The sequence below is a fragment of the Pseudonocardia adelaidensis genome (assembly GCF_039543345.1).
Lineage (GTDB): Bacteria > Actinomycetota > Actinomycetes > Mycobacteriales > Pseudonocardiaceae > Pseudonocardia > Pseudonocardia adelaidensis.
Genome location: NZ_BAABJO010000012.1, coordinates 150,470 through 165,571, shown reverse-complemented (window position 1 = coordinate 165,571; position 15,102 = coordinate 150,470). Strand labels below are relative to the sequence as shown.

13 protein-coding genes are annotated in these 15,102 nt (G+C 71.3%); 7 read left to right on the top strand and 6 right to left on the bottom strand.

The window, feature by feature from the left end; all coding sequences use genetic code 11:
- Positions 1 to 109: 109 nt before the first annotated feature.
- Complete coding sequence (gene leuS, locus ABEA81_RS18125; protein WP_345606328.1) at positions 110 to 2,998, top strand: leucine--tRNA ligase; 2,889 nt, start codon at positions 110 to 112, stop codon at positions 2,996 to 2,998.
- Between the two features lie 15 nt (positions 2,999 to 3,013).
- On the opposite strand, the gene ABEA81_RS18120 is transcribed toward leuS, so the two are convergent.
- Positions 3,014 to 3,427, bottom strand: coding sequence for a DUF1707 SHOCT-like domain-containing protein (locus ABEA81_RS18120; RefSeq protein WP_345606327.1), 414 nt, complete (start codon positions 3,425 to 3,427; stop codon positions 3,014 to 3,016).
- A gap of 115 nt (positions 3,428 to 3,542) precedes the next feature.
- On the opposite strand from ABEA81_RS18120, the gene ABEA81_RS18115 reads away from it, so the two are divergent.
- Positions 3,543 to 4,121, top strand: coding sequence for a TetR/AcrR family transcriptional regulator (locus ABEA81_RS18115; protein WP_345606326.1), 579 nt, complete (start codon positions 3,543 to 3,545; stop codon positions 4,119 to 4,121).
- Positions 4,118 to 4,420, top strand: coding sequence for an acyl-CoA thioesterase (locus tag ABEA81_RS18110; RefSeq protein ID WP_345606325.1), 303 nt, complete (start codon positions 4,118 to 4,120; stop codon positions 4,418 to 4,420). Before ABEA81_RS18115 ends, ABEA81_RS18110 begins: the two co-directional genes overlap by 4 nt.
- Here the strand turns inward: ABEA81_RS18110 and ABEA81_RS18105 are convergent.
- The 3 genes from ABEA81_RS18105 to ABEA81_RS18095 form a co-directional block, all read right to left on the bottom strand.
- Positions 4,318 to 4,857, bottom strand: a complete 540-nt coding sequence (locus tag ABEA81_RS18105; RefSeq protein WP_345606324.1) for a C40 family peptidase — start codon at positions 4,855 to 4,857, stop codon at positions 4,318 to 4,320. The two genes, ABEA81_RS18110 and ABEA81_RS18105, sit on opposite strands and share 103 nt — an antisense overlap.
- A 515-nt stretch (positions 4,858 to 5,372) precedes the next feature.
- A complete protein-coding gene (locus tag ABEA81_RS18100) occupies positions 5,373 to 6,452 on the bottom strand; it encodes an inositol-3-phosphate synthase (protein WP_345606323.1) in 1,080 nt (359 codons plus the stop codon).
- A complete protein-coding gene (locus tag ABEA81_RS18095; RefSeq protein WP_345606321.1) occupies positions 6,445 to 7,050 on the bottom strand; it encodes a PadR family transcriptional regulator in 606 nt (201 codons plus the stop codon). Before ABEA81_RS18095 ends, ABEA81_RS18100 begins: the two co-directional genes overlap by 8 nt.
- Positions 7,051 to 7,230: 180 nt before the next feature.
- Here ABEA81_RS18095 and ABEA81_RS18090 point away from each other — a divergent pair, with 180 nt between their 5' ends.
- The 4 genes from ABEA81_RS18090 (at position 7,231) to ABEA81_RS18075 (ending at position 12,979) form a co-directional block, all read left to right on the top strand.
- Positions 7,231 to 7,641: a DUF5318 domain-containing protein gene (locus ABEA81_RS18090; RefSeq protein WP_345606320.1), complete on the top strand. Its 411-nt coding sequence runs from the start codon at positions 7,231 to 7,233 to the stop codon at positions 7,639 to 7,641.
- A 34-nt stretch (positions 7,642 to 7,675) separates the two neighbouring features.
- Entirely contained in the window at positions 7,676 to 10,216 is a 2,541-nt protein-coding gene (locus ABEA81_RS18085; protein WP_345606319.1) for a transglycosylase domain-containing protein, read from the top strand.
- A complete protein-coding gene (locus ABEA81_RS18080) occupies positions 10,213 to 11,748 on the top strand; it encodes a glycosyltransferase family 87 protein (RefSeq protein ID WP_345606318.1) in 1,536 nt (511 codons plus the stop codon). The genes ABEA81_RS18085 and ABEA81_RS18080 overlap by 4 nt, the downstream gene beginning before the upstream one ends.
- A 637-nt stretch (positions 11,749 to 12,385) precedes the next feature.
- A complete protein-coding gene (locus ABEA81_RS18075; RefSeq protein ID WP_345606317.1) occupies positions 12,386 to 12,979 on the top strand; it encodes an NUDIX hydrolase in 594 nt (197 codons plus the stop codon).
- Here the strand turns inward: ABEA81_RS18075 and ABEA81_RS18070 are convergent, their stop codons facing one another.
- Together ABEA81_RS18070 and ABEA81_RS18065 are read right to left on the bottom strand one after the other, a co-directional pair.
- Positions 12,980 to 13,462, bottom strand: coding sequence for a TSCPD domain-containing protein (locus tag ABEA81_RS18070; RefSeq protein WP_345606316.1), 483 nt, complete (start codon positions 13,460 to 13,462; stop codon positions 12,980 to 12,982).
- 213 nt (positions 13,463 to 13,675) lie between these two features.
- Positions 13,676 to 15,064 carry a glycosyltransferase family 87 protein gene (locus tag ABEA81_RS18065; protein WP_425570593.1) on the bottom strand — a complete coding sequence of 463 codons (1,389 nt, stop codon included), beginning with the start codon at positions 15,062 to 15,064 and terminating at the stop codon, positions 13,676 to 13,678.
- Positions 15,065 to 15,102 lie beyond the last annotated feature (38 nt).

The window sequence follows — 15,102 nt, the reverse complement described above, 5'->3', positions numbered from 1 at the left end:
CGCCGCACTGAGCGTTCCCATAAGCGCCGGCGCGGCCGACCCCTTCTGCCCTCCCGGCGGAGGGGTCTTCTGGTTTTCGGGCCACCCACGGACTTCCCAGGAGCGGGACATGAGCACGGACACGAGCGCAGCCGCGCCGGAGCGCGCCGACGCCGGGAGCGGGGCGGGCGCGGAGAGCACCCCGCCGTTCCGGTACGGCGCAGCGCTGGCCGCGCAGATCGAGCGCCGGTGGCAGGACCGGTGGGAGCACGAGGGCACCTTCCACGCACCGAACCCCTCCGGGCCGTGGGCCGACGCGGGCGCCACCACCGGCCGCGAGAAGGTCTACCTGCTGGACATGTTCCCGTACCCGTCGGGGTCCGGCCTGCACGTCGGCCACCCGCTGGGCTTCATCGGCACCGACGTGCTGGGCCGCTACCTGCGGATGAACGGCCGCACCGTGCTGCACACGATGGGCTTCGACGCGTTCGGCCTGCCCGCCGAGCAGTACGCGGTGCAGACGGGCACGCACCCGCGCAAGACCACCGAGGAGAACATCCAGCGTTACAAGGCGCAGCTGCGCCAGCTGGGCCTGGCCCACGACGAGCGCCGCTCGGTGGCCACCACCGACGTCGAGTTCTACCGCTGGACGCAGTGGATCTTCCTGCAGATCTTCAACAGCTGGTACGACACCCAACAGCAGAAGGCGCGCCCGATCGCCGAGCTGGAGGCGGAGTTCGCGCAGGGTGTGCGGCGCACACCGGACGGGCGCGGGTGGGGTGAGCTGACGCGGGCCGAGCAGCGCACCGTGATCGACGGCTACCGGCTGGCCTACATCTCGGAGGCGCCGGTGAACTGGTGCCCCGGCCTGGGCACGGTGCTGGCCAACGAGGAGGTCACCCCGGACGGGCGCAGCGAGCGGGGCAACTTCCCCGTGTTCCGGCGCAACCTGCGGCAGTGGATGATGCGGATCACGGCATATGCCGACCGCCTGATCGACGACCTGGACCGGCTGGACTGGCCCGACTCGATCAAGACGATGCAGCGGAACTGGATCGGCCGCTCCGCGGGCGCGCAGGTCCGCTTCCCGATCGACGGCTCCGAGATCGAGGTCTTCACCACGCGTCCGGACACGCTGTTCGGCGCCACCTACATGGTCCTGGCGCCGGAGCACCCGCTGGTCGACGCGATCGTCCCGCAGCGCTGGCCGGACGGCGTCGACATCCGCTGGACAGGCGGTGCGGCCGATCCCCGCGAGGCCGTTTCGGCGTACCGGGCCGCTGCGGAGCGGAAGTCCGAGCTGGACCGCCAGGAGAACAAGGTGAAGACCGGCGTCTTCACCGGCGCCTACGCCACCAACCCGGTCAACGGCGAGCGGATCCCCGTGTTCGTCGCCGACTACGTGCTGATGGGGTACGGCACCGGGGCGATCATGGCCGTGCCCGGGCAGGACCAGCGCGACTGGGACTTCGCAGAGGCCTTCGGGCTGCCGATCGTCCGCACGGTGCAGCCGGACGACGGCTTCGACGGCGAGGCGTACACCGGCGCCGGTCCGGCGATCAACTCGGCGAACGCCGAGATCAGCCTGAACGGCATGGGTGTGGCCGAGGCGAAGCAGGCCATCACCGAGTGGCTGGCCGCGCGCGGCGCGGGCGAGGCCGTGGTGCAGTACAAGCTGCGGGACTGGCTGTTCTCCCGCCAGCGGTACTGGGGCGAGCCGTTCCCGATCGTGTGGGACGAGGACGGGCCGGTGGCGCTGCCCGCCGACCAGCTGCCCGTCGAGCTGCCCGACGTCGACGACTACTCCCCCAAGACCTACGACCCGGACGACGCCGACACCGAGCCGGAGCCGCCGCTGTCGCGCGCCACCGAGTGGGTGGAGGTCGACCTGGACCTGGGTGACGGTGTGCGGCACTACCGCCGCGAGACCAACACGATGCCCCAGTGGGCCGGCTCGTGCTGGTACCCGATCCGGTACCTGGACCCCGAGAACCACGAGCGGTTCGTCGACGCCGATGTCGAGGCGTACTGGATGGGCAAGGATCCGTCGCGGCCGAACGACCCGGGTGGCGTCGACCTGTACGTCGGCGGCGTCGAGCACGCCGTGCTGCACCTGCTGTACGCGCGGTTCTGGCACAAGGTCCTGTACGACCTGGGCCACCTGAGCTCGGAGGAGCCGTTCCGCAGGCTGGTCAACCAGGGCTACATCCAGGCCTACGCCTACACCGACGCCCGCGGCACCTACGTCCCGGCCGAGGAAGTGGACGAGGACGAGGACGGGCGTTTCACGTGGAACGGCCAGCCCGTGCGCCGGGAGTACGGGAAGATGGGCAAGTCGCTGAAGAACGTGGTGACGCCCGACGAGATGTGCGAGCGCTACGGCGCCGACACCTTCCGCCTGTACGAGATGTCGACGGGCCCGCTGGAGGTCTCCCGGCCTTGGTCCACCCGCGACGTGATCGGATCGCAGCGGTTCCTGCAGCGCGTCTGGCGCAACCTGGTGGACGAGCAGACCGGCGCGATCCGGGTCACCGACGCCGAGCCCGACACCGAGACGCTGCGGGTGCTGCACCGCGCGATCGCCGGGGTGCACAGCGACTACGTGGGCCTGCGCTACAACACAGCGGCCGCCAAGCTGATCGAGCTGAACAACCACCTGACCAAGGTCTACGGCGCGGCCGGCGTGCCCCGCTCCGTCGCGGAGCCGCTGGTGCAGATGATGGCGCCGCTGACGCCGCACGTGGCCGAGGAGCTGTGGTCGCTGCTGGGTCACGAGGGCTCGCTGGCCTACGGCCCGTTCCCGGTGGCCGACGAGCGGTACCTGGTGGCCGACACGGTCGAGTACCCGATCCAGATCAACGGCAAGGTGCGCTCGCGCGTCACCGTGCCGGCCGAGGCCTCCCGTGAGCAGGTGGAGGGTGCCGCGCTGGCCGACGAGAAGGTCGTCGCCGCGCTGGCCGGCGGGGCGCCGCGCAAGGTGATCGTGGTGCCGGGCCGGCTGGTCAACGTGGTGGTCTGAGCGCTGCGCAGCGCGTCAGGCGTCCTTCCCCTTCTTGCCGAGTGCGCCCGCGACGAGCACCGCCGCCCAGATCCCGAGCGGGATGGCGGGCCAGAACGGGTGCAGGGAGCCGGACACCAGTGACGTCGTGCCCCAGATTGCGATCATGATGACCGCGCCGCCCAGCCACTCGCGCCACTCGTGCAGCCACTTGCGGCGTTCGACGGCCCCGGCGGGCTCCTTCCTGGCGGGCACGGTGACGGCCGGCAGGTCGGCGGTGATGGGCTCGAGCTCGCCGTAGGTGGTGGCGGCGTACGCCGAACGCAGGCGGCCGTCGTACTCGGTGAGGTCGAGGCGGCCCTCGTCGACCGCGATCCGCAGCCGTTCGGCCGTGGCAGCCCGGTCGGCGTCGGAGATGCGCATGTGGCTGCGGTCGGCCTCGGAGCTCACGTCATCGATGGTACGAGCGGGAGGTGCCGACCGGCATCGATCCGCCGGTCGATCCGGGCGTTGGCCCATCGGTGGACGTGGCGGACGCCGGCGGGATCGGCCAGCTTCCCTGCTCATGACAGATACCCCTGTCGAAGGCAGGGTTGCGCGTCGCCGGCGCGCTGCCATGGAGGAGGTCCTCGCCACGGCCTGGCAGCTGGCGGCGGAGGAGGGGCTCGCCGCGATCTCGCTGCGGGAGCTGGCGTCCCGGCTGGCGATGCGGCCCCAGTCGCTGGCCTGGTACGTCCCGAGCAAGAACGCCCTGTACGACCGGATGTACGCGCAGGGACACCGGCAGTTCCTCGAGCGTCTCGCGGCCGAGGAGCCCCTCGACGTCGAGCGTGCCGCCCGTCTCTTCGCGGACTTCTGCGTCGCGAGCCCGCCGCGCTACCAGCTCATCGCGCAGCGCACGCTGCCGGGATTCACGCCATCGGCGGAGTCCGCCGCGTTGGCGCGGCGTGCGTTCGGCGCCTGGCGCGCCGCCCTGGCCGCGGCCGGCGTCACCGGCCATGAGGCCGTGGACGTCCTCACCGCCGTGGTGAAAGGGCTGGTCGACCAGCAGATCACCGTCGACCCGGCCGGCGACCGGTTCCTCCGCCACCTCGACGACGTGATCGACATGTTCCTCGCGCACACCGCCGGGACCCGGCCGTGAGCGAGCCGTTCCAGGTGCGGCTGGAGGTGCGCTCCTACGAGCTGGACACCCAGGGCCACGTCACCACCGCCGCATACCTGCAGTACGCCGACCACACGCGGTGGAAGCTCCTCGAGGCCGCCGGCGTCGACCTCGAGGAGATGCGCCGAACCGGGGAGTGTGCTGATGGCCGGGATCCATCAGCACACTCCTGGCCTCAGACGCGGCGGGCGGAGTTGAACTTCATCCGGCTCATGTCGGAGATCTTGACCGGGCTCTTGCGGGTGCTGGCGTGCACGATCTTGCCGTTGCCGATGTAGATCCCGACGTGGCTGACCGGCTTGTAGAAGAACACGAGGTCGCCGGGCTGCAGGTCGGCGCGGGAGACCGGCGTGCCGACGTTCGACATCGCCCGGCTGGTGCGCGGCAGCGCCTTGCCCACCTTCTTGTACGCCCACGAGACCAGCCCGGAGCAGTCGAAGGCGTTCGGCCCGCTCGCCCCGTACCGGTACGGCGAGCCGATCTTGCTCATGGCGTGGTCCAGCGCCGCGGCCCGGGTGGCCGCGGCCGCGGACGCGGCGAGTGCGGGCTCGGCGAGCGCCGGGGAGCTCTTGACGACCGGCGTGACATCCACCGCGACGGGGGCGGCCGGGGCGGCCTCCGCGGTGGCGGGCAGGACCGCGACGACCGTGGCGAGGGCGGCGGTGGTGGTCACGACGGCGGCGCGGGCCGCGAGTGCGGGGAGGTGCTTGGGCACGGGGTGTCCTCGGGGTAGCACCGGCGGACCGGTCCCGCGGGCGGGGGGGAGCCCCGCGGGCCCGGCGGAATGCGTTCCGCACGGCCCGTTCTCGCACCGGGCCCTGCCACATCCCGCCTGTCCGACGGTGGCCCTGCGCCCGCCGCCCCGGTTGGGCGGCGGTGACGCGGAGCCGCCCGGCAGATTACGAACGGATTTCGATAGCTGCCATGACTGATGTCTCGATTGGCCAACCACGAGCCGGTGAGGCCGCTCACCACCGGCTACGCCGAATAGGGCATGTTCCGGTGCCTCGTACTGCTTCTGGGCCGCTCAATCTCCTCGGTGGAGTGATCTGCGACACCAGATGTCTCGTGATGCGTTCGTGATTGAAACAGACGAGTGAAGTTGTTTCCAGAACGGAACGGCTACACTATTTTTGAAAAGGTTGGCAGTCTGCAAACGAATCAGACCCCGATCGTGGCGGTCGAGCCACGGCCGGGGTCTGATGCGTCCGACGGGTGCGGGAGCCGGGGTCAGCGCTCCCGTTCGCCGCGGATGAACTCCTCCACCGCCTCGCGTGCGACGTCGTCGCTGTACTGCTCGGGCGGGGACTTCATGAAGTAGCTCGCCGCGGAGAGGATCGGCCCCCCGATGCCCCGGTCCTTCGCGAGCTTGGCCGCCCGCACCGCGTCGATGATGATCCCCGCCGAGTTGGGCGAGTCCCAGACCTCGAGCTTGTACTCGAGGTTCAGCGGCACGTCGCCGAAGGCCCTGCCCTCCAGCCGGACGTAGGCCCACTTGCGGTCGTCCAGCCACGCGACGTAGTCCGACGGCCCGATGTGGACGTTGTCCTTGCCGAGGTCGCGGTCGACCTGCGAGGTGACCGATTGGGTCTTGGAGACCTTCTTCGACTCCAGCCGCTCGAGCTCCTTCATGTTCAGGAAGTCCATGTTGCCGCCCACGTTGAGCTGCATCGTGCGGTCGAGCTGCACGCCGCGGTCCTCGAACAGCCGGGCCAGCACGCGGTGGGTGATGGTGGCGCCGACCTGGCTCTTGATGTCGTCGCCGATGATCGGCACGCCCGCCACGCGGAACCTCTCCGCCCACTCCGGGTCGGAGGCGATGAACACCGGGAGCGCGTTGACGAACGCCACCCCCGCGTCGATGGCCGCCTGCGCGTAGAAGCGGTCGGCCGCCTCACTGCCGACCGGGAGGTAGGACACGAGCACGTCGGCGCGGGTGTCGCGCAGCACCTGCGCGACGTCGACCGGCTCGTCGTCGGACTCGTCGATCGTCTCGCGGTAGAACCGGCCGAGCCCGTCCAGCGTGTGGCCGCGCTGCACCGGGACGCCGAGCGGCGGCACGTCGCAGATCTTGATGGTGTTGTTCTCGCTGGCGGAGATCGCCTCGGAGAGGTCGCGCCCCACCTTCTTGGCGTCGACGTCGAACGCGGCGACGAAGGTGACGTCACGCACGTGGTAACCACCGAAGTCGACGTGCATCAGGCCGGGGACGCGCGTGGCCGGATCGGCGCCGGCGTAGTAGTGCACGCCCTGCACCAGCGACGCCGCGCAGTTACCCACGCCGACGACGGCGACACGGACCTCACTCATTGCGGCTCCTTCTCTCGTCTTCGTGCTCTGTCCGGGGCGGCGGTGCCGGCTCCCGGGCGTCGTCCTGCGCGGCGCGCTCGGTGGCGATCAACTCGTTGAGCCAGCGCACTTCCCGCTCGCACGAGTCGAGGCCGAGCTGGTGGAGCTGCTGGGTGTAGTTGTCGATCTGCTCCCTGGCCCGGCCGAGAGCGGCACGCAGGCCTTCGCGGCGCTCCTCGACGGCCCGCCTGCGGCCCTCGAGGATCCGCATGCGCGTCTCCGCGGGCGTGCGGGAGAAGAACGCGAGGTGGACGCCGAAGCCCTCGTCGTCCCACGCGTGCGGCCCGGACTCGGACAGCAGCTCGGCGAGGCGCTCCTTGCCCTCGGCCGTGATGCGGTACACACGCCGGCTGCGCCGCTGCCACGCGCCTGCTTCCGGCGGGTGCTGCTCGGGGTCCTCGGCGATCAGGCCGGCGCGGGTGAGGCGACGCAGAGCGGGGTACAGCGACCCGTAGGAGAACAGCCGGAACCCACCCAGGCGCAGACCGAGCTGCTTGCGCAGCTCGTAGCCGTGGACCGGGGCCTCCTGGAGAAGGCCGAGGATCGCCAGCTCGAGCACGACGACCTCACCTCCGTTGCCGGGAACCGATAGCCCGCCCCGATAGCGCGACCCACTATATCGAGGCGATACATCTGCGTGCAGTCCCGGGCCCGCGCCCCGGCGACCGTCGATCGATCGATCGGACCGGCCGGAGGCGTTCTCGCGCGTCGGCGGGAACGGTCCGCGTACCCTGACCGCGTGCGCACCCAGCGGCAGGTGGTCGACTACGCGTTGCAGCGGCGCGCGCTGCTCGCCGAGGTCCACTCCGGTCGGGTCGGTGTCGCCGAGGTCTGCGACGCGAGCCCGTACCTCCTCCGAGCAGCACGCTTCCACGGTGAGGCCACCGACCGCACGTGCCCCGTCTGCCGCAAGGAGCGCCTCACCCAGGTCTCGTGGATCTTCGGCGACGAGCTCAAGCACGCCGCCGGATCAGCCCGCAAGCCCGAGGAGATCGAGCAGCTGGCGAACGTCCACGGCGACTTCTCCGTCTACGTGGTGGAGGTCTGCCGAACCTGCAGCTGGAACCACCTCGTCCTGTCCTATGTGATGGGCACGGGCGACGCTCCCCACAGCCGCGGGTCCGATCGACGCAGGACCGCCGCCGAGTGACCGCAACCCTTCCCCCGAACCCCCCGGAGCAGCGGTGAGTGATCAGCGCGACCCCCGGTTCGACGCGCCGCGAGGCCGTCCGCGGAACCCGTACGGCGCCCAGCCACCCCGGCCGGGCGGGCCCGGCGCGCCGCGCGGCCCGCAGCGCAGGCAGGGGCCACCCCCCGGATCCCGCGTTCCGCCGCAGCGCTACCAGGGCGACGGCCCGCCGGTCCCGCCGGTCCCGGCGGGCAGGAGCCGGCCGCTGTCGAGCTCCGCGGTGCCCCTGCTCACCCACGAGGACGACGACGCCACCGCCATCGTCAGCGGCCATGGACCGCCCACCGCGGCCGCAGGGCGAACGCGCCGTCCCGGAGCGGCCGGGCGGGGCCGCAAGCAGAAGGCCTCGCCGTGGCGCCGGGTGCGCCGCATCTCCTACGTCGTGCTCGGACTGCTGCTGATCGGTCCGTTCGTGGCGTTCGTCATCGGCTGGTTCATGTTCCCGGTGCCGTCGTCGCAGGACGTCGCGCTCTCCCAGGTGGCCACGTTCAAGTTCGCCGACGGCGAGGAGCTCGCCACCGTGCGCCCCGAGGGCGAGAACCGGGTGGCCGTCACGCTCGACAAGGTCCCGAAGCACGTGCGCGACGCGGTGCTCGCGGCGGAGGACCGCTCCTTCTACTCCAACCCCGGCTTCGACTTCATGGGCATCGGCCGCGCCGTCTACGAGCAGCTCACCGGCGGCGTCGGCGGTGGTTCCACCATCACCCAGCAGTACATCAAGGTCTCCACGGGGGACGACGACGTCTCCCTCTGGCGCAAGTACAAGGAGGTCGTCCTCGCCGTCAAGATCTCCAAGGAGAAGACGAAGGACGAGATCCTCGAGAACTACCTCAACACCATCTACTGGGGCCGGGGGGCGTCCGGCATCCAGGCGGCCGCCAAGGCGTACTTCAACAAGGACGTCGGAGACCTGACGGTGTCGGAGGGGGCCATGCTCGCCGGCATCATCCAGTCCCCGTCGCGCTGGGACCCCGCGAAGAACCCCGACCGTTCCCAGGAGCGGTGGAACTTCGTGCTCGACGGCATGGTCTCGCAAGGCTGGCTGGACAAGTCCGAACGCGACGCACAGACGTTCCCCGTGCTCCCGCAGGTGCAGGAGGAGAAGGCCGAGGGCGGCATCCCCGGCGATGACCGGTACCACATCTACGAGCGCGCCCTCGGTGAGCTCGAGGCCAAGGGGATCACCCAGGACGTGATCGCGACGCGGGGCGTCACCGTCACCACCACGGTCCAACAGCCGCTGCAGGCCGAGGCCGTGGACGTCGTGAAGAAGCAGATGAACCGGCAGCCCGACAACCTGCGCACCGGGCTGGTCTCCATCGACCCCAAGACCGGTGCGATCCTCAGCTACTACGGCGGCACCAACGGGCTGGGCATCGACTACGCGGGTGAGGCCTTCCGCCAGCCCGGGTCGTCGTTCAAGCCCTTCGTGCTGGCCGCGGCGCTGCAGGACATCCCCGGTTTCGGGCTCGGCACGCAGCTCGACGGCACGGGGCCGCGCTCGTTCCCCGGTCGCTCCGGCGTCGTGCGCAACGTCGAAGGCGTGAGCTGCGCCCAGTGCGGTGCCACCTACGCGATGACCGAGTCGATCAACACCTGGTTCTACGAGCTGGGCATCGAGGTCGGCCCGGACAACGTCGCCAAGGCGGCCCACCAGGCCGGCATCCCGGACGACCTCCTCCCCAACCCGAGCGGTGGTATCGCGCTCGGCGACAAGGAGGTCCACCCGGTCGACATGGCCTCCGCCTACGCCACGTTCGCCGCCGAAGGCGTCTACCACGAGCCCTACATCGTGTCGCGGGTCGAGGCGGCCGACGGCGAGGTCCTCTACGAGCACGAGGAGTCGTCCGGCCGGCAGGTCATGCCGCAGCAGGTGGCGCGCAACGTCATAGAGGCGATGCTCGAGGTCGCCCCCCACAAGGGTTTCGCCCTGCCCGGCCAGCAGGTCGCGGCGAAGACGGGCACCGCGCAGCTCGAGGGCAGCTCCACCGACAACCGCGACGCGTGGTTCGTCGGGTTCACCCCGAACAAGGCGACGGCCGTCTGGGTGGGCTCGGACAAGAGCGACCCGATCCGCAACGCCCAGAGACGCCCGATCTTCGGCAGCGGGCTGCCCGGCGAGATGTGGCACGCGTTCATGAAGGCGGCCACCGAGGACGACCCTCCGGCGCAGTTCTCCACGTTCGTGCCGATCGGCTCGCCGCCCGGGAACGACTCGCTCTCCACATCGGAGACGTCCTCGCCGGACGACGAGGATGACGACGACGACTCGGACAGCGACGAGAACCGCGACGACGACTCGAGCAGGTCGTCCGACGACGACAGCGGCTCGTCGAGCGACCGCGACTCCCGGTCGAACAACTTCAGCGACGACGACAACGGCAACGGCAACGGCAACGGCAGCGGCGGGAGCAGCGACCGGCCCACGTCGGACACGAACCGCGGCGGGTCGGCCGGCACGGGGTCGTCGAGCCGCGGCCAGTCCGACCCCTCGGTGATCGACGACAGCTCGGCCGGCAACGGTCCCGTCAGGTGAGTTCGCGGGTACGGGATCCGGACGTCCCGCCCGCGCGTGTCGTCCCCACGTGGACGGAGCCGCTCGCCACGGCCGCCAGCCGGATGGTCGGCGGGCCGCTCGGGCGGCACGCCCTGGTGGGCCGGAGCCGGTTCTGGACGCCGTTGCGCGTGATCCTGCTGCTCGCGGTGGTCGTGCTGGCTGCGGGCTGGCTGGGCAAAGCCCCGTGCCTGCAGCAGTACACCACCGACGACGGCACCGTCGCGCTCGACTGGCGCAACAACCACCAGTACGTCGCGATGTGTTATTCCGACGCGGTCCCCCTGTGGGGCATCGAAGGGCTCGACCGCGGTGCGGTGCCCTACCGCGATCCGTGGATCGAGGGCGAGGGCACCGACCACGAGCAGGTGCGGTACATGGAGTACCCGGTGCTCACCGGGTTCTTCCAGTACGCCAACGCGCGGCTCGCCGATGCCTGGATCTGGGCCGCCGCCGTGGTCCCGGCCCTGCCGTCGGCGCTCCCCGTCGTCGTGTACTTCGACATCAGCGCCGCGTGGCTCGCGCTGGCCTGGCTCGTGGCCGTGTGGGCGGTGCGCACGCTGCGGCCGAGCCGTCCGTGGGACGCTGCGCTGGTCGCGCTGTCGCCGCTGGTGGCGGTGCACCTGTTCACCAACTTCGACGCGCTCGCCGTCGCCTGCGCCACCGGGGGGATGCTGGCGCTCGCCCGGCGCAGACCGCTGCTCGCCGGTGTCCTGATCGGGATCGGCGGCGCCTTCAAGTTCTACCCGCTGATGCTGCTCCTGCCGGTGCTGCTCGTCGCGTGGCGCAGGCGCCGGATCGGCACGGGCCTGCGCACGATCGGCGCGGCGATCGGGGCGTTCGTGCTCGTCAACGCGCCCGTTGCGCTGCTGTACCCCACGGGCTGGTCGGAGTTCTTCCGGCTCAACCGCACCCGCCCGGCCGACCCCGACTCCCTCTACTTCGTCGTGCAGTACTTCACCGGCTGGTCCGGATTCGACGGCAAGTTCGCCGACGGGGAGTCCCCCACCGTGCTCAACGCCGTGTCGGCCGCGCTCTTCGTGCTCTGCTGCGCCGCGATCTGCCTGCTCGCTCTGCGTGCGGAGCAGCCACCGCGGCTGGCCTCGCTGGCCTTCCTGGTCGTCGCGTCGTTCCTGCTGGTCAACAAGGTGTGGAGCCCGCAGTACTCGCTGTGGCTGGTGCCGCTGGCCGTGCTCGCGCTGCCGCATTGGCGGCTGCTGCTGGCGTGGATGGCGGTGGACGCCCTGGTGTGGGCGCCGCGCATGTACTACTACCTGACCCCGGCGAACAAGGGCCTGCCACCGGACTGGTTCCTCGGCGCGGTCGTCCTCCGCGATGCCGTCGTGGCGCTGCTGTGCGTGCTGGTGGTGCGGTCGGTGCTGCACCCGGAGACCGACCCCGTCCGCACATCGGCCGGCACGTGGACGGGCGACGTCGACGCGGACCCGGACTGGCCCGCCGCGACCGGCGGTCCTCGCCCCGCCGTCAGCGCGGCGAGCTCAGGAGGGCGCTGAAGGGCCCCGACCAACTGCGCGACGCCCACTACCCGGTGGTCCCGATCCGCCCGCCGGCCCTTCCCCGGGATCACATGCCCTCCCGAGGCCACCCTCCACCAGCTCCGCCCGGAGCCGCATGCCATCGAGAATCCCGCCCGGCCACTTGTCCGGGACGAGGTAGACCTCATGGGAGTTCGATCTTGCGCTGAGACGTATGAGGTCGATCTCGAGGCCGTGCACGCTCGTCGAGGACTGGCGTGCCCCCGCGCCGGGGACGGCCGCCACGCAACCCTCAGGGCCCGGTACTGAACCCAACCCGGCCACCCCCGAACGGCCAGGGCGAGGCGCGGGAGGCACGCCGCGACCGGCCGGGAACGGCGCGCCCACCGCAGCTCCTCTGACTGGAGGTCGATCAGCCGCCACCAGCCCGGGACGCCGAACACCTGGCCGATCGCGAGTCGGCGACATCCTCCGGCACCAGCACCCACAACCGAAACCGCGGATCATCGCCGGGTGCCGCCCGCCCCGGCACCTCCGACCACTCGCTACGAAGCCACGTCGGCGACCGAGGCACCGACCGTTCCACCCTGCGATGTGGCCACCTGGACGCCGCTGGGCTCTTCAGCACACTCCGAACCACTGGCACGCTGCCGGTGTGCCGATCTCCCGCGATCACGCCGAAGCCGCGCTGCACCGCTTCGCCCGCACGCCGCTCGACCGGCCGGACCTCAAACCGGCGGCCGTCGGCATCACCCTCGTGGCGGACGGCGCGGCGTTCCTGCTCACGCGGCGCGCGGCCACGCTGCGCGGGCACGCCGGCCAGTGGGCGCTGCCGGGCGGGCGCACGGACCCCGGCGAGTCCGCGGGCGCCGCGGCCCGCCGCGAGCTCGCCGAGGAGCTCGGGCTCGTGCTGGACGCCGACGCCGAGCTCGGCCGCCTCGACGACTACGCGACGCGGTCCGGGTACCTGATCACGCCCGTGGTGCTGTGGGCGGGCACGGAACCGGTGCTGCACCCCAACCCGGTGGAGGTGTCCGAGGTGCACCGCGTGACGCTGGACGTGATCGACGTGGAGCCGCGGTTCGTCACGATCGCCGAGTCGGACGCGCCCGTGATCCAGCTGCCCATCCTCGGCAGGCTCGTGCACGCACCCACGGCCGCCGTGCTCCACCAGTTCCGCGAGGTGGTGCTGCAGGGCCGCGCGACCAGGGTGGCGCACTTCGAGCAGCCGGTGTTCGCCTGGAGGTAGCTATGCCCGCACCGGCCGTCGCAACGGGGTGGGGGCGTAGGCGTCGACGGGCAGCTCGGCCTCCTCGGCGGGCGTGAGCAGGTCGAGCTCCTTGCGGGAGCCGGCGTCCAGCCAGTCGTGGGCCAGGCGGCGGGCGAGGTAGTCGCCCACCGAGGTGGCGATCGGGATGTCGGGGTCGTCGGTCATGCCCATCGGCTCGAAGCGCTGGCCCCTGAACTTCGCCACGAACGTCTCCAGCGGTACGCCGTGCTGCAGGCCGAGCGAGATGGCGATCGAGAGCAGCTCCATCAGCCCTGCCGTGGTGGAGCCCTCCTTGCCGAACTTGGCGAAGACCTCCCCCAGCGCCCCGGCCTCGTCGGCGTTCGCGATGACGAAGAACTTGGTGCCCGCCACCTCGAAGGAGGTGGTCGTGCCCTGCCGGGAGCGGGGCAACCGCTGCCGGGCCGAGGGGGCGGTGTCGCTGGTGCGTGCGGGAAGCGCCATGAACGGGCCGGTGTCCTTTCCGATGCCACATGTAGGCGATTCATGCCGAATCGCTACTAGATGTTGTGGTTCTGCACCGTACCGCTGGGGTCTGACAATCCGGCGGCGAAACGCCGCCCGGACAAGGGAGTGCCGACGATCGAGTGGCCTCCAGGCCCTGCCCGAGACCGCACTGTGGATGCCTGGTGCCGTTCCCGAGGCCCGGCCACCGGGTTACGACACCGACTCCGCCAGGGGGGTGCGGCGCGGGGGTGGTGCGGCAGCCAGGCGGTCGGGGGCCCGGAGGAACACGACGAACAGCGCCACCAGCAGCGCCGCCCGACCCCACACGCCGATGGTGACGGCCTGGGCGGCGAAGCCGTCGTAGATGCCCGAGGGGATGTCGTTGTGGAGCTGGTAGTACCAGCGGAAGATCCCGATGCCCATCGAGAGGTCGGCGAGCAGGTAGGCGACCACCAGCGACCACGGCACCTGCACCAGCACGAAGAACGGCAGGAGCCACAGCGTGTACTGCGGCGAGTGGACCTTGTGCAGCAGCAGGAACCCGCACAGCATCGCCGCGCTCACGCCGACCCACGGGAAGGTGCCCTCGCGGCGGTATCGCCACCAGCCCACGGCGACGGCCACCGCGAACGACAGCAGCACGAGGGTCGGCGACAGCCAGTCCATCGTGGACTGGAAGGCGACGTCGTCGGGATCCGACTCCGGGCGGAACCCCCAGAACCAGATCGAGTTGGTGGTGAAGTCGACCTTGCGCAGCTGTTGGAACGTGAACGACGCCCGCCACCCCTCGTAGCCGGCGAGCATGAACGGCACGTTCACCAGCACCACGGTGGCCGCGGCCGCGAGCGGCACGCGGACCGCACCACTCCAGTCGAGGCGGCCGGGCCGCGAGCCCGTGAGGACGTACAGGGCGAGCGGCAGCACGAACGCGCCCGGGTAGAGCTTGAACGCGAAGCCCAGCCCGAGCAGCACGGCCGCCACGGTGCCGCGCTGCGCGAGCGGGCGGTCGGTGCGCCAGCCGTGCATCGCGAACACGGCGGCGACGGCGCAGGCAACGACCGGGAGGTCCCAGTTGTGGAACGCGTAGAGCACCAGCGGCGGCCCCAGCGCCCAGAGCAGTGCCCGCCACCGCGCGAGCCGGCCCAGCAGCCACCCCGTGACGAGCCCGAACGGTGCCATCAGCAGCGCGGACCCGAGGAGGAAGCCGGCGTCGGTGTGGGCGTACAGCGCGCCTGCCCAGATCAACAGCCCGGTGAGCACCGGGTACTCGACGGACCCGCCGCGCAGCTGGCCGTCCGGGGTGATCGACCCGCTGACGTACGGGAAGCGGTGCTGGTCGATGTCCCGGCCGATCCACAGGTGCTGGATGTCGGAGTAGCAGACGTCACGCTCGATGCGGACGCCGTACTCGGGCGTGCTGCGGCCGTTGTCGTCGAACTCCGGCCCCGTGCAGCGGGCCTTGTTCGCGTAGCCGAGCAGCAGCGTGACGCCGGTGAGCAGCACGAGCACCGCCAGCACAAGGCGGCTCGTGCGGGCCAGCGGGTGCACGACGGGCGTGACCTGCTCGCCCGGAGCGGTGCCCACGGCGGCGCCGGTCACGGGCCGGACCCGTTGCCGGCCGCCGCCATCGCCACCGG